Raw genomic sequence first — 14,642 nt, forward strand, 5'->3', positions numbered from 1 at the left:
GCCTGTGGCATCTGCCCGCATTCTCCTTCTTTCCTCCTTCCTCTTCTTCTTTGTCCAAATACCTCGGGGGTCCGGGGGCAGTGCCCCCGGCCATCGCGGGACGCAAATAACCGGCGTTATCGCTTCAACGCGACACTCTCTCGCTTCAGGATCACCTTATCATGACCGGAACTCGATCCGGCCATGAGGTGACCTCAGACCCAGGGGCGGGCTTGCGCCATTTGTGTCTCATAGCTGTCGATCGCCCCGGCTTTTTCCATCGTCAGGCCGATATCGTCCAGCCCGTTCAGCAGACAATGCTTGCGGAACGGATCGATGTCGAAATGGAATTCCTGCCCGTCCGAGCTGCTGACAGTCTGGTTTTCCAGATCGACGGTCATCCGGGCATTCGCGCCCTTGCGCGCATCCTCCATCAGGGCATCTATGGCTTCTTGTGGCAGGGTGATCGGCAGGATGCCGTTCTTGAAGCAATTGTTGAAGAAGATATCGGCGAAGCTGGTCGAGATGACGCAGCGAATCCCGAAATCCAGCAGCGCCCAGGGCGCATGTTCCCGCGACGATCCGCAGCCGAAATTATCGCCTGCCACAAGAATTTGCGCGTCGCGGTAAGCGGGTTGATTCAGGACGAAATTCGGCAATTCCCTGCCTTCGCGGTCATAGCGCATCTCGTCGAACAGGTTGACGCCCAGCCCTGTGCGCTTGATGGTTTTCAGGAATTGCTTGGGGATGATCATATCGGTGTCGATATTGACCAGCGGCATGGGGGCCGCGATTCCCGTCAGTGTAGTGAATTTATCCATGTCTCGGTTCCTCAGGCGTTTTCGGCCGCAAATTCGCGCACATCCACCAGATGCCCGGCAACTCCGGCTGCCGCCGCCATGGTGGGTGACATCAGATGGGTCCGGCCCTTATAGCCCTGACGCCCCTCGAAATTCCGGTTCGAGGTGGCGGCGCAGCGTTCCTCCGGCGCCAATTGGTCGGGGTTCATGCCCAGGCACATCGAGCATCCGGCCAGCCGCCATTCGAATCCGGCATCGATGAAGATCTGATCCAGCCCTTCCTCTTCGGCCTGTGCCCGCACCAGCCCCGAGCCGGGAACCACCATGCCGCGCACATTCGCGGCAAGCTTGCGCCCGCGCAGCACATCCGCAGCGGCGCGCAAATCCTCGATCCGGCCATTGGTGCAAGAGCCGATGAACACGGCGTCAATCGCGATATCGGTCAGTTTCGTACCCGGTTTCAGCCCCATATATTCCAGCGAACGCCGCGCGGCATCGACCTTGCCGGCCTGGAAATCCTCGGGCGCGGGGACCGTCGCGGTGATCGGCAAGGCATCCTCGGGCGAGGTGCCCCATGTGACCGTCGGCGCGATATCCTCGCCCCGCAGCGTCACGATCTTGTCGAAATGCGCGCCTTCGTCGGAATGCAGCGTTTTCCACCAGGCCAGTGCGGCCTCCCACTGCGCACCCTTGGGGGCGTGGGGGCGACCCCTGACATATTCGAAGGTGGTTTCGTCCGGCGCGATCAGTCCCGCGCGCGCGCCGCCTTCTATCGCCATGTTGCAGATCGTCATCCGGCCTTCCATGGACAGATTGCGGATCACTTCCCCGCAATATTCGATGACATGGCCGGTGCCGCCCGCTGTGCCGGTCTCGGCGATGATGGCCAGAACCACGTCCTTGGCGGTGACGCCGGGGGCAAGGCGGCCGGTGATCTCGACCTTCATGTTCTTCGATTTCGACTGGATCAGGGTTTGCGTCGCCAGGACATGCTCGACTTCCGAGGTGCCGATGCCATGGGCAAGCGCGCCGAATGCGCCATGCGTCGCGGTATGGCTGTCGCCGCAGACAACAGTCATGCCGGGCAGGGTCCAGCCCTGTTCCGGGCCGACGATATGGACGATGCCCTGCCGGATATCGTTGACGGGATAATATTCGACGCCGAAATCGCGGGCGTTCCTGTCAAGCGCGTCGACCTGAATCCGCGATTCCTCGTTCTCGATCCCGTTCTGGCGATCCAGTGTGGTGGGCACATTATGATCGGGGACGGCAATGGTGCGCTCGGGCGCGTGTACCTTGCGGCCGGTCATGCGCAGACCCTCGAAGGCCTGCGGGCTGGTCACTTCGTGAACCAGATGGCGATCGATATAAAGCAGGCAGGTACCGCTTTCGGAACGGTCGACGACATGGGCGTCCCAGATCTTGTCATACAGGGTACGCGGGGTGATTTCGGGATTCGTCATGGCTCGTGGCTTTCGGCTGTGAGATTAAGTGCATGATGGCAAGAATCGGCAGGATGCCACAAGCCGTCAGCCGCGGGCCGTCACGCAGCGCGTTTCACCGTAAAACCGTGATGGAAGACGGGCACGGTCATGGATGTCGAAATAGATGAATCCGGTCATGGATCATATTCTACGCGTGATTTTCGTAACCTGCAATATTGGTTGCGCAGGCTGGCATTGCAAGCCATGTCACTTTTCCGGAATGCCAAATTTACGTCTGTGGATTGAGATGAGACGAAAAGATGCTATCTTTAGTATAACCCCTGCGCCGGGGGCGATCGGCGCGTTGACCGGAGGATATGACCCTGTCAGAACACGTCTCGCCGGCTGATAGGCCGGCTGCGACCGCCGCAGGAGATCAGCTGAGCAGTGAGCAGCTGTTGTCCCGCATCCTGTCCTCGCTTGAAGACGACAAGGCCGAGGATATCGTTACGATCGACCTGCGCGGCCGATCGGCCATGGCGGATCACATGGTGATCGCTTCGGGCCGCAGTGCACGTCAGGTCGGCTCCATCGCCGAAAAGCTGGCCGACCGCTTCAAGCAGGCAACCGGCCGCAGCGCACGGATCGAGGGCAAGGACACCGGCGATTGGGTGCTGATCGACACCGATGACGTCATCGTCCATGTATTCCGCCCCGAAGTTCGCGATTTCTATCAGCTCGAGAAGATGTGGATGCCCGCCGATGCACTTGCCCGGGTGCGAGAGGCCGGCCCGCAGCCTCAGTAAGACATGCGGATCGACATCGCTGCCGTCGGGCGGCTTCGCAAGGGGCCCGAGGCGGCGATGGTCGCGGATTACCTTGACCGTTTCGCCAAAACCGGGCGAGGGCTGGGCCTGCCCCCGGTCAGGCTTATCGAGGTAGAGGACAAGCGTGGCGGCGGTATGGCGGCGGAAGCCGGGCTTTTGACCCGCGCAATTCCCGCAGGTTCCGCCGTGATTGCCTTGGATGAGCGGGGAGATCAGCCAACATCGCCCGATTTCGCCGCACGTATCGCGGCATTTCGAGATCAGGCCCGGGATTTGTGCTTCGTGATCGGCGGTGCGGACGGAATCGATCCGTCACTGCGATCCCGCGCGGAATGGCAGATCAGTTTCGGCAAGATGGTCTGGCCGCATATGCTGGTGCGGGTCATGCTGGCCGAGCAGCTTTACAGGGCCACCACCATCCTTGCAGGAACACCTTATCACCGGAATTGAGGCCGGAGCGGGGGCTCGCCCGTTGCCAACAGGTCTCTTGAACCGGTGGCGTAGCTGCCGGCGATGCCCTCGGGATATTTTTGGATGAAGAAGAAGGCAGGCGGGCTTACTGTCTTTCGCCTTTGAAACGCTCTGCCCATTCTTCGCGCTGGTCATCGGTGATCTTGGCGAACAGCACTTCGGGCACCGTGAAAGCATGGCCTGCAGGCAGCGCGGCCAGAGCCTTTTGCAGATCGCCGGGCCAGTCAGCATTGTCAGTCTGCATCGCTTCCAGCATCGCTTTCGAGGCGAAGGGAATGAAAGGGGCAGACAGGACGGCATAGAGACGGATCAGGTTCAGACCCAGCCGTACCTGCATCGCCGCCTTTTCAGGATCGGCCTTGAAAGTGGCCCAGGGCGCTGCAGCTTGCAGATATTCGTTGCCCAGCACCCAGATCGCACGCAATTCCGAAGCCGAGCGGCGAACCTCCATCCGGTTCATGCTGGTTTCATAGGCCCGGACACGGGTGGTCAATGCGTCGATCAGCCGGTCTTCATCGGGACCGAAGGCGCCGCCTTCGGGCACCGCTTCGCCGAATTTCGAGCGGCAGAACTTGGTGATCCGGCTGACGAAATTCCCCAGCACATCGGCCAGATCCTTGTTCACGGATTGCTGGAAATTTTCCCATGTGAATTCGCTGTCGCCGGATTCGGGAGCATGGGACAGAAGCCACCAGCGCCAGTAATCGGCAGGCAGGATTTCAAGTGCATGGTCCATGAAGACGCCACGCCCCTGAGAGGTACTGAACTGTCCGCCGTCATAGGTCAGGTAGTTGAAGGACTTGATGTAATCGACCATCTTCCACGGCTCGCCCGAACCGATCAGCGTGACCGGGAAGCTGAGCGTATGGAAAGGAACATTATCCTTGCCCATGAACTGGGTATAAGTGACGTCATCCGCGCCTTCATCGGTGCGCCACCAGCCGCGCCAATCGGCTTCGGCTTTGTCATTCGCGTCGGCCCATTCGGCGGTTGCGGCGATATATTCGATGGGTGCGTCGAACCAGACATAGAAGACCTTGCCCTCCATTCCCGGCCAATCCTGATCTCCGCGTTTGACCGGCACGCCCCAGTTCAGATCACGGGTAATGCCGCGATCCTGCAAGCCGTCTCCGTCATTCAGCCATTTCTTCGCAATCGACGTGGTCAGGATCGGCCAGTCGGTCTTTGAATCGATCCATGTCGCGATATCATCTTTCAGTGCGGATTGCCGCAGATAGAGATGCCGGGTCTCGCGCACCTCCAGATTGGTGCTGCCGCTGATGGCAGAGCGCGGGTCGATCAGGTCGGTGGGATCAAGCTGCTTGGTGCAGTTTTCGCATTGATCGCCACGCGCCTTGTCATAGCCGCAATTCGGACAGGTGCCCTCGATATAGCGGTCGGGCAGGAAGCGGCCGTCATCGATGGAATAGACCTGTTTCTCGCTGACTTCGCGGATATAGCCGCGATCCGCCAGCTTTCCTGCGAAATGCTGGGTCAGCACGCGGTTGCGGTCGCTGGAGGAGCGTCCGTAATGATCGAAAGACAGGCCGAAGCCCCGCGCCAGCGCAGATTGTTCGCCATGCATCCGGGCACAGTAATCGGCCACGGGCTCGCCGGTCTTGGCGGCAGCAAGCTCGGCCGGGGTGCCATGCTCGTCGGTGGCGCAGATGAACATCACCTCATGCCCGCGCCCCCGCAGGTAACGGGCATAAAGATCGGCGGGCAATTGCGAGCCGACGAGGTTTCCCAGATGCTTGATACCGTTGATATAGGGCAGGGCAGATGTAATGAGATGGCGGGCCATATTCGCGTCCTTTGTAACGGCGCTTATCTAGCCGCGATGGCGGGCGAATGAAAGTGGTGATCAGGCCCGGGAGCCGCCGGGTCCGCCGGAGACGCGAACGATAGTCCCTTGGGCAACCGCGCAGAGCGTTTCGCGATCGTCATCCACAGACCAGATCCGGCATTGGCAGATGGCCTGCTTTCCGGAGACCGAAACCGCTTCGGCCTGGGCTCGTAATCGCGCGCCCTTTGCAGGGCGGGCGTAATTGATCTTGAATTCAGAGGTCAGGGCATCGTCGTTCAGTGCCATGCCCCCGGCGAAAGTCAATGAATTGTCGGCCAGATAGGAAATCACGCCGCCATGTGCAAAACCATGCTGCTGCTGTAATTCCCTGCGCAGCGGTAACTCCATGGTCACGCCGCTTTCGGACGCTTCGATGAGTTCGGCCCCAAGCAATTGCGTAAAGGGTTGGCTCGCGAAGATCCGGCGAGCCAGTTCGGGCATCGAAGATCGATCCATGACGCGTCCCCTGAATGAGCCTTGGACATATGATGAATGTGGCGAGCCAAGCCCGTTCTTTTTGCGGACAGTCCCGGCTTCCTGCAACAGGAACGTCGGGGAAGGTTCGTAAACGCCTTTGCACGGGCAACCCGCAGCATTCATCCCCAAGACGGGATGGGCGCTGCGGGTTGCAAGGACTCAGCGGTAATGGGCGACCGGGGTGCCCGCCAGCACGCTCATGTTCAACAGGCCGCGCGTGGTGATCGACGAGGTGACGATATGGGCGCGGTTACCCATGCCCATGAGGATCGGCCCGACTTCCAGCCCGTTCGCACACATCTTCAACGCATTGCGTACACCGGATGCGGTGTCTGTACCCGGGAAAACCAGAACATTCGCCTTGCCTTCCAGCTTCGAGCCCGGGAAAATCCGTTCCCGCAATTCGGGATTGATCGCCGCATCGACCTGCATTTCGCCATCATACATGAAATCGGGCTTCTGCGCATCGAGAAGCGCGATCGCATCACGCATCTTGCGGCCGGTATAGGAATCCATATTGCCGAATTGCGAATGAGCGCACAAAGCGATTCGCGGAGTAAGACCAAAGCGGCGGACATGGCGGGCGGCGCCGATGACGGTATCGGCGACCTGCTGCGGCGTGGGATCGTTATGGCATTGCGTATCGGTGATGAAGAGCGGGCCATCCTCGAGAATGATCATCGACAATGCGCCAATGGGCCGCAGCCCGTCACGGGCCAGGACATTCTGGATGTATTGCAGATGCCACTTATATTGCCCGAAGGTGCCGCAGATCATGCTGTCGGCCTCTTGCCGGTGCACCATGACCGCGCCGATGGCTGTCGTATTGGTGCGCATGATCGCACGGGCGATATCCGGACTGACCCCGCGTCGCGCCATGAGTTGATGATAGGTTTCCCAGTAATCACGGTAACGGGGATCGTTTTCGGGGTTCACGATCTCGAAATCCCGCTCGGGCCGGATCGGCAGCCCCGCGCGTTCCGCCCGCATCGTGATGACCTCGGGCCGTCCGATCAGGATCGGCGCATCGGTCGTTTCCTCCAGCATCGCATTGGCGGCGCGCAGCACCCGTTCATCCTCGCCCTCGGCGAAAACGATGCGCCGCGTCGCGGTTGCAGCTGCTTCGAAGACCGGACGCATGATCATGGCCGAACGGAAGACCGAGCCGTCCAGCTTGCGCTTATAGGCTTCCAGATCCTCGATCGGGCGGGTGGCGACGCCGGTATCCATCGCCGCCTTCGCCACTGCCGAGGAAACGACGCCGACCAACCGCGGATCGAAAGGTTTCGGGATCAGGTATTCGGGCCCGAAGGTCAGGGTTTCGCCATGATAGGCGGCTGCGGCTTCGGCTGCCGTGGTGGTACGGGCAAGCGCGGCGATGCCTTCGACACAGGCGATCTGCATCTCGTCATTGATCGTGGTCGCGCCTACATCCAGCGCTCCCCGGAAAATGAAGGGGAAGCACAGAACGTTATTGACCTGATTGGGAAAATCGCTGCGTCCGGTAGCGATGATCGCATCGGGCGCAACCTTCCGGGCCTCGTCCGGCAGGATTTCCGGGATGGGATTGGCCAGCGCGAAGATGATCGGCGCCTTGCACATCTTCGCCACCATCTCCGATTTCAGCACGCCGGGCCCGGAAAGGCCAAGGAACAAATCCGCACCTTCGATCACCTCGTCCAGTTCCCGCTTGTCCGAGTTCTGGGCGAAGGCCTGTTTCTGCGGGTTCATGTCTTCGGTCCGGCCATCGTAAACCAGCCCGTTGATATCGCAAAGCCAGACATTCTCGCGCTTGACGCCAAGTTTCAGCAGCATGTTGAGGCAGGCGATTCCCGCCGCGCCGCCGCCGGTCGAGACGACCTTGATATCCTCGAACCTCTTGCCCGCCACGCGCAGCGCATTATGCGCCGCAGCACCCACGACGATGGCGGTGCCGTGCTGGTCATCGTGGAAAACCGGAATGTTCATCCGCTCGCGGCAGATTCTCTCGACGATGAAGCAATCGGGGGCCTTGATATCTTCAAGATTGATCGCCCCGAATGTGGGTTCCAGCGAACAGACGATCTCAGCCAGTTTTTCGGGGTCTGACTGATCTATCTCGATGTCGAAACAGTCGATATTGGCGAATTTTTTGAAAAGGACCGCCTTGCCCTCCATCACCGGTTTGGCGGCCGCCGCGCCGATATTGCCCAGCCCCAGAACCGCCGTACCGTTCGAGACAACCGCGACCAGATTCCCGCGCGAGGTATAACGGCTGGCATTGGCCGAATCTGCCTGGATTTCAATGCAGGCTTCGGCGACACCGGGGGAATAGGCGCGCGACAGGTCGCGGCCATTGGCCAGCGGCTTGGTTGCCCGGATTTCCAGTTTACCCGGTCTTGGGAATTCGTGATAATCAAGTGCGGCTTGCCGGGCACTGTCCTGCCTGCGATCTTCCATATTTGCCCCTCCGGTTTTCATATTAGTTCACCGTTAAACCATTTCTGCGGCGGGGAACAGGAGGGTTCAGCTTGCGTTATGTGCCGATGGGCGCAAAACTCGTAAAAATTTTGACAGTAAAGGAGCAGCAAGCCATGTCATTACTGGATGCCGCACGAGAGGTGCGCGAGGCGGCATATGCTCCTTATTCCCGATTCAAGGTTGGCGCCGCGATTCGCAGCGTCTCGGGCGAGGTCTATCGCGGCTGCAATGTGGAAAACGTTGCCTATCCCGAAGGCACCTGCGCCGAGGCCGGCGCAATCGCGGCGATGGTCGCCGCCGGAGAGACCGAACTGATCGAGGTCGCGGTGATCGCCGACAGCCCGTCCCCCGTGCCGCCTTGTGGGGGATGCCGCCAGAAACTGGCCGAGTTCGGGCATGCCGATACGCCGGTTCTGCTGGCGACGGTGTCGGGCGCAACGCTTTCGACGACGATCGGGGAATTGCTGCCCGGGCGCTTCGATGCCGCCCATATGGGCAACGCCACATGACCGATCCGCGCAGTGTCATTGCCGCTTTGCGCGACGGGCGGGGGCTTGATGGCTCGGGCGCGGCTCTGATTGCGCAGGGATTGGCGGACGGTTCGGTAACGGACGCTCAGGCGGGGGCATTCGCCATGGCCGTGCTGACGCGCGGGGCTGGCGAAAAGGGACGGGTAGCCCTGACCCGGGCGATGCGCGATTCGGGCCATGTGATGAGCTGGGAACTGCCGGGGCCGATCGTGGACAAGCACTCGACCGGCGGCATCGGGGATACGGTCAGTCTGATCCTCGCCCCGCTTCTGGCGGCAAGCGGGGTGTTCGTTCCGATGATCTCGGGGCGCGGGCTGGGCCATACGGGTGGAACATTGGACAAGCTGGAAGCGATTCCCGGATATATTTGCGACCAATCCGAGGAACAGTTTCGTCGGATCGTTGCGAATTGCGGCTGCGCCATCGTGGCGGCAACCACGGATTTCGCACCCGCCGACCGCCGACTTTACGCGATCCGCGACGAATCAGGCACGGTCGAATCCATCGACCTGATCACCGCGTCGATTCTGTCCAAGAAGCTGGCGGCGGGGCTGGATGCGCTGGTGCTGGACGTCAAGGCGGGCTCCGGGGCATTCATGCCCAGGCCCGAGGCATCCGAACGGCTGGCCCGGGCGCTTGTACAGACGGCGAACGGGGCAGGGTGCCGGACTTCGGCCCTGATTACCGATATGGATCAGCCATTGGCGTATAGCGCCGGAAACGCACTTGAGGTTGCCGAGGCGATCCGGGTTCTGCGCGGCGAAAAGGGTGCATTGCGTGACCTGTCCCTTGCGCTGTCGGCGGAATGCCTGCGTTTGTCCGGGCAAGACGCCAATCGGTTGGAGCAGGTGTTGGACAGCGGCGCGGCTGCCGAGGCTTTCGGCCGCATGATTGCCGCGCAAGGCGGCCCTGCTGATCTGCTTGACCGATCCGATGCTTATCTGGTTGCCGCTCCGGTCATCCGTCCGGTTATGGCTCATGCCGGAGCGGTTTCGGCGATTGACGTCACGGCGCTGGGTCATGCCGTTGTCGCCCTTGGCGGCGGGCGTGTCCGGGCAGATGAAAGGATCGATCATCGGGTCGGCCTGTCCGCGCTTGCCAAGCTGGGCGATGCGGTTGGCCCCGATGCCCCCATAGCCATGGTTCATGCAGCTGATGATACCGCGGCCGATATTGCCATTGCGGCGGTTCAGGCCTCCTATCGGATCGGCGCGCCGGCAGCGGTCGGACCTCTGATCCGCGACAGGATCGGCGGCGATGATTAGAGCAGTGTTCAGAGCAATCGGCCAACCGGTCTCTGGTGCGGCCGCGCGTGAGGGCAGGATGGCCCGCTTCGACCCGATGCGAAAAACCTTGTTATATGGAAATATCGATGCCGGATAAACGCGCATTCCTGATCGTCATGGATTCCGTCGGCATCGGCGGTGCGCCTGACGCCGACCGTTTCTTTAATGACGGCAAGCCGGATACCGGCGCGAATACCCTTGGCCATATCGCGCAGGCGCAGCCCTTGCGGATGCCCAATCTGGCTCGGCTGGGACTGGGCGCCGCCATCCGATTGGCTTCGGGACTGGAGGCACCGGGACTGGGTGCCGCTCCTCAGGGACTCTGGGGCGCCGCGACCGAGATGTCCAAGGGCAAGGACACGCCCTCGGGGCATTGGGAAATTGCAGGCGCGCCGGTTCCATGGGAATGGCATTATTTCCCCAAGACCATCCCGGCCTTTCCGCCAGAAGTCACCGCGCGCCTTTGCGAACTGGCCGGGACCGAGGGGATATTGGCGAATTGCCACGCCTCTGGCACACAGGTGATCGAGGACTTCGGCGAAGCGCATATTCGTACCGGCTGGCCGATCTGTTACACCTCGGTCGATAGCGTGTTGCAGATCGCCGCACATGAAAAGCATTTCGGTCTCGACCGTCTGCTTGCACTCTGCCAGAGCATCGCGCCAATGCTGCATGACATGCGGCTGGGCAGAGTAATCGCACGGCCCTTTATCGGCGAGCGCCCCGGCGAGTTCAAACGGACTCCAAACCGCCGCGATTTCGCTATCGCGCCTCCATCGGATACCATTCTGGACATCGCGGAAAAGTCAGGCCGCCTCACCCATGCCATCGGCAAGATCGGCGATATCTTCAGTCATCGCGGCATCACTCATCTCCATAAGGGAAAATCCGATGCCGATCTTTCCGATCATCTTGTCAGGCTGGGACATGAGGCGGAATCCGGCAGCCTGACCTTCGCCAATTTCGTCGAATTCGACATGAATTTCGGCCATCGCCGCGATATTCCCGGCTATGCGGCACAGCTTGAATGGTTCGATCGGGTGGCGGGCCGCCTGATCGATTGCCTGCGGCCCGGCGATCTTGCCATTTTCACTGCCGATCACGGCAATGATCCAAGCTGGTCCGGTACCGATCACACACGTGAACGGGTTCCGGTTCTGGGCGCAGGACTGGGGCAGAAAGCAATCGGACAGGTGGGGTTCTCGGATATCGGCGCTTCTGTCATGGCGCATCTGGACCTGCCTGCGCCGCAACATGGAAGGTCGTTCCTGTGAAGAAGATCGAACTTCACCTGCATCTTGAAGGGGCCGCGCCCGCATCCTTCATCCGCGGCCTCGCCGCCGAGAAACATACCGATCTGTCGGGGGCATTCGATGCCCACGGGCATTATGCCTATCGCGATTTCGCCGAATTTCTCCGCGTCTACGAAGCCGCCACCAGCGTCCTGCAAACCCCGCAGGATTACGCCCGGCTGCTGGCCGAAGTGCTGGAACGTTCCGCCGAGCAGGGCGTCATCTATACCGAGCTTTTCGTTTCGCCCGAATTCTGCGGCGGCGCGGATTTGCCCGCATGGCGCGATTATCTTGCCGCCATGACCGAGGTGGCAGCAAGGATGCGTCTTCAGGGCATCGACAGCCGCGGAATTGTCACCGCGATTCGCCACTTCGGCCCCGAACGCGCCCGTAAATCCGCCATTTGCGCTGCCGAAACGGCGGGCGAATGGATTACCGGATTCGGTATGGGTGGAGCGGAATCCGTGGGCCGTGCGACTGATTACGCATGGAGCTTTGACTGCGCGCGCGAGACCGGGTTGGGCCTGACCTGTCACGCAGGGGAATGGGGCGGGCCAGACAGCATCCGCGACGCATTGGCCCTTGGCGTGTCGCGCATTGGCCATGGCGTGCGCGCCATTGACGATCCGGCGCTGGTTCGTGATCTCGCGGCGCGTGAAACGGTGCTGGAGGTTTGCCCCGGCTCGAATATCGCGCTTGGCCTTTGGCCGGGCTGGGCCGCGCATCCCATTGCCCGGTTGCTGGACGCCGGGGTGAAACTGACCATCTCGACCGACGATCCACCATTTTTCCACACCACCATGCGCCATGAATATGCGCGCCTTGCCGATGCTTTCGGTTGGGGCGAACGGGAATTCACGCAAATGAATCAATGGGCCATTGACGCCGCCTTCTGCGACGAGGAAACACGTGCGCGGCTGAGAAAGGAGTTCACGTGAACAAACAGCACCTGACGATCATCAATCATCCGCTGGTCCAGCACAAGCTGACGATCATGCGCAAGAAGGAGGTCTCGACCGCGGGATTCCGCAGACTCCTGCGTGAAATCAGCCTGCTTCTGGCCTATGAGGTCACGCGGGAACTGGAACTGACGACCACCACGATCGAGACTCCGATCTGCGAGATGCAGGCCCCTACGCTCGAGGGCAAGAAACTGGCACTGATCTCGATCCTGCGGGCCGGCAACGGATTGCTTGACGGGATCCTTGAATTGATCCCCGGTGCGCGCGTGGGGTTCGTCGGGTTGTATCGCGACCCCGAGACGCTTCAGCCGGTGGAATATTACTGCAAGGTGCCGAATGCGCTTGATGCCCGCATGACCATCGTCGTCGATCCGATGCTGGCAACGGGAAATTCCTCGGTCGCGGCTATCGACAAGCTGAAGGAGCATGGCGCGAAAAACCTGCGTTTCCTGTGCCTTCTGGCCGCGCCCGAAGGGGTGGAGCGGATGCGGCAGGCGCATCCCGATGTGCCGGTCTTTACCGCCGCGCTGGATGAGAGGCTGGACGATCACGGCTATATCGTGCCCGGGCTTGGCGATGCCGGCGACCGGATGTTCGGCACGAAATAGAGGCGCATTAAGCGTTTGTTCAAAGTTCCGGATTATCCACTGGCCATAAGATGAATCTGCGCAGGTGGCCAATGCGGTATGTCCGGGGCTTGTTGTTTCTGTTGATTGCCTCTGTTGCGCAGGCGGCCCCTTCACCTGCGCCGCCGGGGGATTTTTCGGGTGATCAGTATATCGACGGGGCGGGTTGCGTCTTCAACCGTGCCGGCGGACGATGGATTGCCCGGACCGATCGCGCTGGCAAAGCCGTCTGCGGCTTTCCCTCCAGCCTTTCGGCGCGCCGGACCGATCCGGATGCCGAAACCGTTCTGGCGCCGCTTCGTCTGCCGGAATCTCCGGATCCTGCGCAATTGCTGCGGGAACAACTGGCCGGTGAACTGCGTCAGGGCGAGTTTGTCACCGATCCGCGACAGGCCGAGGAACGGCGTGAACCGGAAATTCCCGATGCCGGCCATGATCTGATCGCCGAGGCACAGGCAAGGCTGAAATTGCGCGCCGCGATCGGTGCGAAGCTTGCGAGCCGTCCGGCCGATTCGGCTCTTTGTGCACGGTTGGGCTATGTTCCCGATCCGGTTCCACATCCGATTCCGGGGGGCGATGTGCTGTCCGGATTTTGTCGCGGTCAACGTCCCGCAGTGCCAGAAGCGCATATTCTTCCGGGGAAGCGGCTGGACCGAGAAGGGGAGATTATGCCCCGAACTGCACCCGCAGTACGGCAAGCATCGGTGGCGTCTGACACGCAGCTACCGGTCAGGCGGCCCATGCGTGATAGCGCGGCACCCGGCAAGGCAGCTCCGGTCGGGAAGGCTAAGCCAGCCGCGCCGCGCCGTGATCCTGTTCCAGAGCTGATTCCGGCATCGGCGCGCTATGTTCAGATTGGTGCGTTTTCCAATGACGTCAGCTCGGAACCGGCCATCCGGCATTTATCCGCATTGGGCTATCCGGTCGCGCGGGCTTATCGACAGGGCGCGGACCGGAAATCACGAGTCATCCTGGCGGGTCCGTTTGACGATCGCCGATCGCTGGTGGCCGCACTGAACCTGTTGCGAAACAAAGGATACCGGGCGGTCGCGCGTTGAAAAGCACCGGATCGGGCTTGGGGGAGCTCCTCAGATCCCAGAAGAACGCATCTTCGCACGGCCGCCTTGAGGTATGCGACTCGGGCAATGACGGAAGAAAGCGCATTGCTGCAATGAAGCCGTCTGCGACGAAGTCCGCTTGTATCGGTGACCGGTGAGGAAAATCGGTGCAGGGCATCATCAAAATGACAAAAAGGGGATAGTGGCGCGGTTGACGGGGCTCGAACCCGCGACCCCCGGCGTGACAGGCCGGTACTCTAACCAACTGAGCTACAACCGCGCATTTATCCGGGCGAAAAGGTGCAAGTGGCGCGGTTGACGGGGCTCGAACCCGCGACCCCCGGCGTGACAGGCCGGTACTCTAACCAACTGAGCTACAACCGCACACTCACCTTCCCCGGCTGATCGCCCGCCGGGGTGAGCGGGGTTTAAGCGTAGCGTGGCGACACGTCAAGACAGCATGGGAAAAAACATCCGTGGATCAGAAGAGAATACCCGAGTTGCCTTGTGATGCCGTCCGGGGATGAGTGCCACAAAGCTGATTTTGCACCATCTTCCCGGTATGTCAGACGAAATCGCGGCGTGATAACCGCATTTGGTGACA

At 61.0% G+C, this 14,642-nt stretch carries 13 protein-coding genes and 2 tRNA genes; 8 read left to right on the forward strand and 7 right to left on the reverse strand.

The genetic code is table 11. The annotated features are described in order from the left end of the window. Nucleotides 1-194: 194 nt before the first annotated feature. Both leuD and leuC read right to left on the reverse strand, forming a co-directional pair. Nucleotides 195-800, reverse strand: a complete 606-nt coding sequence (leuD, locus tag D3P04_RS04445) for a 3-isopropylmalate dehydratase small subunit (RefSeq protein ID WP_119746327.1) — start codon at nt 798-800, stop codon at nt 195-197. 11 nt (nt 801-811) lie between these two features. Further along, nucleotides 812-2,242 (reverse strand): 3-isopropylmalate dehydratase large subunit, encoded by a 1,431-nt coding sequence (gene leuC / locus D3P04_RS04450; RefSeq protein WP_119746329.1) that lies wholly within the window; start codon nt 2,240-2,242, stop codon nt 812-814. Nucleotides 2,243-2,661: 419 nt separating this feature from the next. Between leuC and rsfS the strand changes: the two genes are divergently transcribed. Further along, a complete protein-coding gene (rsfS, locus tag D3P04_RS04455) occupies nt 2,662-3,009 on the forward strand; it encodes a ribosome silencing factor (RefSeq protein WP_408634352.1) in 348 nt (115 codons plus the stop codon). Nucleotides 3,010-3,012: 3 nt separating this feature from the next. Continuing rightward, complete coding sequence (gene rlmH / locus D3P04_RS04460; protein ID WP_119746333.1) at nt 3,013-3,480, forward strand: 23S rRNA (pseudouridine(1915)-N(3))-methyltransferase RlmH; 468 nt, start codon at nt 3,013-3,015, stop codon at nt 3,478-3,480. Between the two features lie 106 nt (nt 3,481-3,586). Here rlmH and metG read toward each other — a convergent pair whose 3' ends face one another. The 3 genes from metG to D3P04_RS04475 all read right to left on the reverse strand — a co-directional run bounded on the left by metG (nt 3,587) and on the right by D3P04_RS04475 (nt 8,263). Then, nucleotides 3,587-5,305 (reverse strand): methionine--tRNA ligase, encoded by a 1,719-nt coding sequence (gene metG, locus D3P04_RS04465; RefSeq protein WP_119746335.1) that lies wholly within the window; start codon nt 5,303-5,305, stop codon nt 3,587-3,589. 60 nt (nt 5,306-5,365) lie between these two features. Continuing rightward, complete coding sequence (locus D3P04_RS04470) at nt 5,366-5,803, reverse strand: PaaI family thioesterase (RefSeq protein WP_119746337.1); 438 nt, start codon at nt 5,801-5,803, stop codon at nt 5,366-5,368. Nucleotides 5,804-5,983: 180 nt separating this feature from the next. Continuing rightward, nucleotides 5,984-8,263 carry an NADP-dependent malic enzyme gene (locus D3P04_RS04475; RefSeq protein WP_119746339.1) on the reverse strand — a complete coding sequence of 760 codons (2,280 nt, stop codon included), beginning with the start codon at nt 8,261-8,263 and terminating at the stop codon, nt 5,984-5,986. 134 nt (nt 8,264-8,397) lie between these two features. On the opposite strand from D3P04_RS04475, the gene D3P04_RS04480 reads away from it, so the two are divergent. From D3P04_RS04480 to D3P04_RS04505, 6 genes are all read left to right on the forward strand, one after another. Next, complete coding sequence (locus tag D3P04_RS04480; RefSeq protein WP_119746341.1) at nt 8,398-8,793, forward strand: cytidine deaminase; 396 nt, start codon at nt 8,398-8,400, stop codon at nt 8,791-8,793. Further along, nucleotides 8,790-10,079: a thymidine phosphorylase gene (locus D3P04_RS04485; RefSeq protein ID WP_119746343.1), complete on the forward strand. Its 1,290-nt coding sequence runs from the start codon at nt 8,790-8,792 to the stop codon at nt 10,077-10,079. Before D3P04_RS04480 ends, D3P04_RS04485 begins: the two co-directional genes overlap by 4 nt. A gap of 107 nt (nt 10,080-10,186) precedes the next feature. Further along, nucleotides 10,187-11,374 (forward strand): phosphopentomutase, encoded by a 1,188-nt coding sequence (locus tag D3P04_RS04490; protein ID WP_119746345.1) that lies wholly within the window; start codon nt 10,187-10,189, stop codon nt 11,372-11,374. Then, complete coding sequence (locus D3P04_RS04495; protein WP_119746347.1) at nt 11,371-12,330, forward strand: adenosine deaminase; 960 nt, start codon at nt 11,371-11,373, stop codon at nt 12,328-12,330. Before D3P04_RS04490 ends, D3P04_RS04495 begins: the two co-directional genes overlap by 4 nt. Further along, the gene (upp, locus tag D3P04_RS04500; protein ID WP_119746349.1) at nt 12,327-12,962 is read left to right on the forward strand and encodes a uracil phosphoribosyltransferase; all 636 of its coding nucleotides are present in this window, start codon (nt 12,327-12,329) and stop codon (nt 12,960-12,962) included. Before D3P04_RS04495 ends, upp begins: the two co-directional genes overlap by 4 nt. 71 nt (nt 12,963-13,033) lie before the next feature. Continuing rightward, nucleotides 13,034-14,038 carry an SPOR domain-containing protein gene (locus D3P04_RS04505; protein WP_182912728.1) on the forward strand — a complete coding sequence of 335 codons (1,005 nt, stop codon included), beginning with the start codon at nt 13,034-13,036 and terminating at the stop codon, nt 14,036-14,038. Between the two features lie 203 nt (nt 14,039-14,241). Here D3P04_RS04505 and D3P04_RS04510 read toward each other — a convergent pair. Next, nucleotides 14,242-14,318: transfer RNA gene (locus D3P04_RS04510), tRNA-Asp, on the reverse strand. A 27-nt stretch (nt 14,319-14,345) separates the two neighbouring features. Beyond that, a tRNA-Asp gene (locus tag D3P04_RS04515) sits at nt 14,346-14,422 on the reverse strand. Nucleotides 14,423-14,642 lie beyond the last annotated feature (220 nt).

It is taken from the genome of Paracoccus onubensis, assembly GCF_003591515.1.
GTDB lineage: Bacteria > Pseudomonadota > Alphaproteobacteria > Rhodobacterales > Rhodobacteraceae > Paracoccus > Paracoccus onubensis.

What these genes read in the sequence shown, in the direction of transcription:
- leuD (WP_119746327.1), bottom strand. Translation starts at nt 800, where the DNA reads ATGGATAAATTCACTACACTGACGGGAATCGCGGCCCCCATGCCGCTG.
- leuC (WP_119746329.1), bottom strand. Translation starts at nt 2,242, where the DNA reads ATGACGAATCCCGAAATCACCCCGCGTACCCTGTATGACAAGATCTGG.
- rlmH (WP_119746333.1), top strand. Translation starts at nt 3,013, where the DNA reads ATGCGGATCGACATCGCTGCCGTCGGGCGGCTTCGCAAGGGGCCCGAG.
- metG (WP_119746335.1), bottom strand. Translation starts at nt 5,305, where the DNA reads ATGGCCCGCCATCTCATTACATCTGCCCTGCCCTATATCAACGGTATC.
- D3P04_RS04470 (WP_119746337.1), bottom strand. Translation starts at nt 5,803, where the DNA reads ATGGATCGATCTTCGATGCCCGAACTGGCTCGCCGGATCTTCGCGAGC.
- D3P04_RS04475 (WP_119746339.1), bottom strand. Translation starts at nt 8,263, where the DNA reads ATGGAAGATCGCAGGCAGGACAGTGCCCGGCAAGCCGCACTTGATTAT.
- D3P04_RS04480 (WP_119746341.1), top strand. Translation starts at nt 8,398, where the DNA reads ATGTCATTACTGGATGCCGCACGAGAGGTGCGCGAGGCGGCATATGCT.
- D3P04_RS04485 (WP_119746343.1), top strand. Translation starts at nt 8,790, where the DNA reads ATGACCGATCCGCGCAGTGTCATTGCCGCTTTGCGCGACGGGCGGGGG.
- D3P04_RS04490 (WP_119746345.1), top strand. Translation starts at nt 10,187, where the DNA reads ATGCCGGATAAACGCGCATTCCTGATCGTCATGGATTCCGTCGGCATC.
- D3P04_RS04505 (WP_182912728.1), top strand. Translation starts at nt 13,034, where the DNA reads ATGCGGTATGTCCGGGGCTTGTTGTTTCTGTTGATTGCCTCTGTTGCG.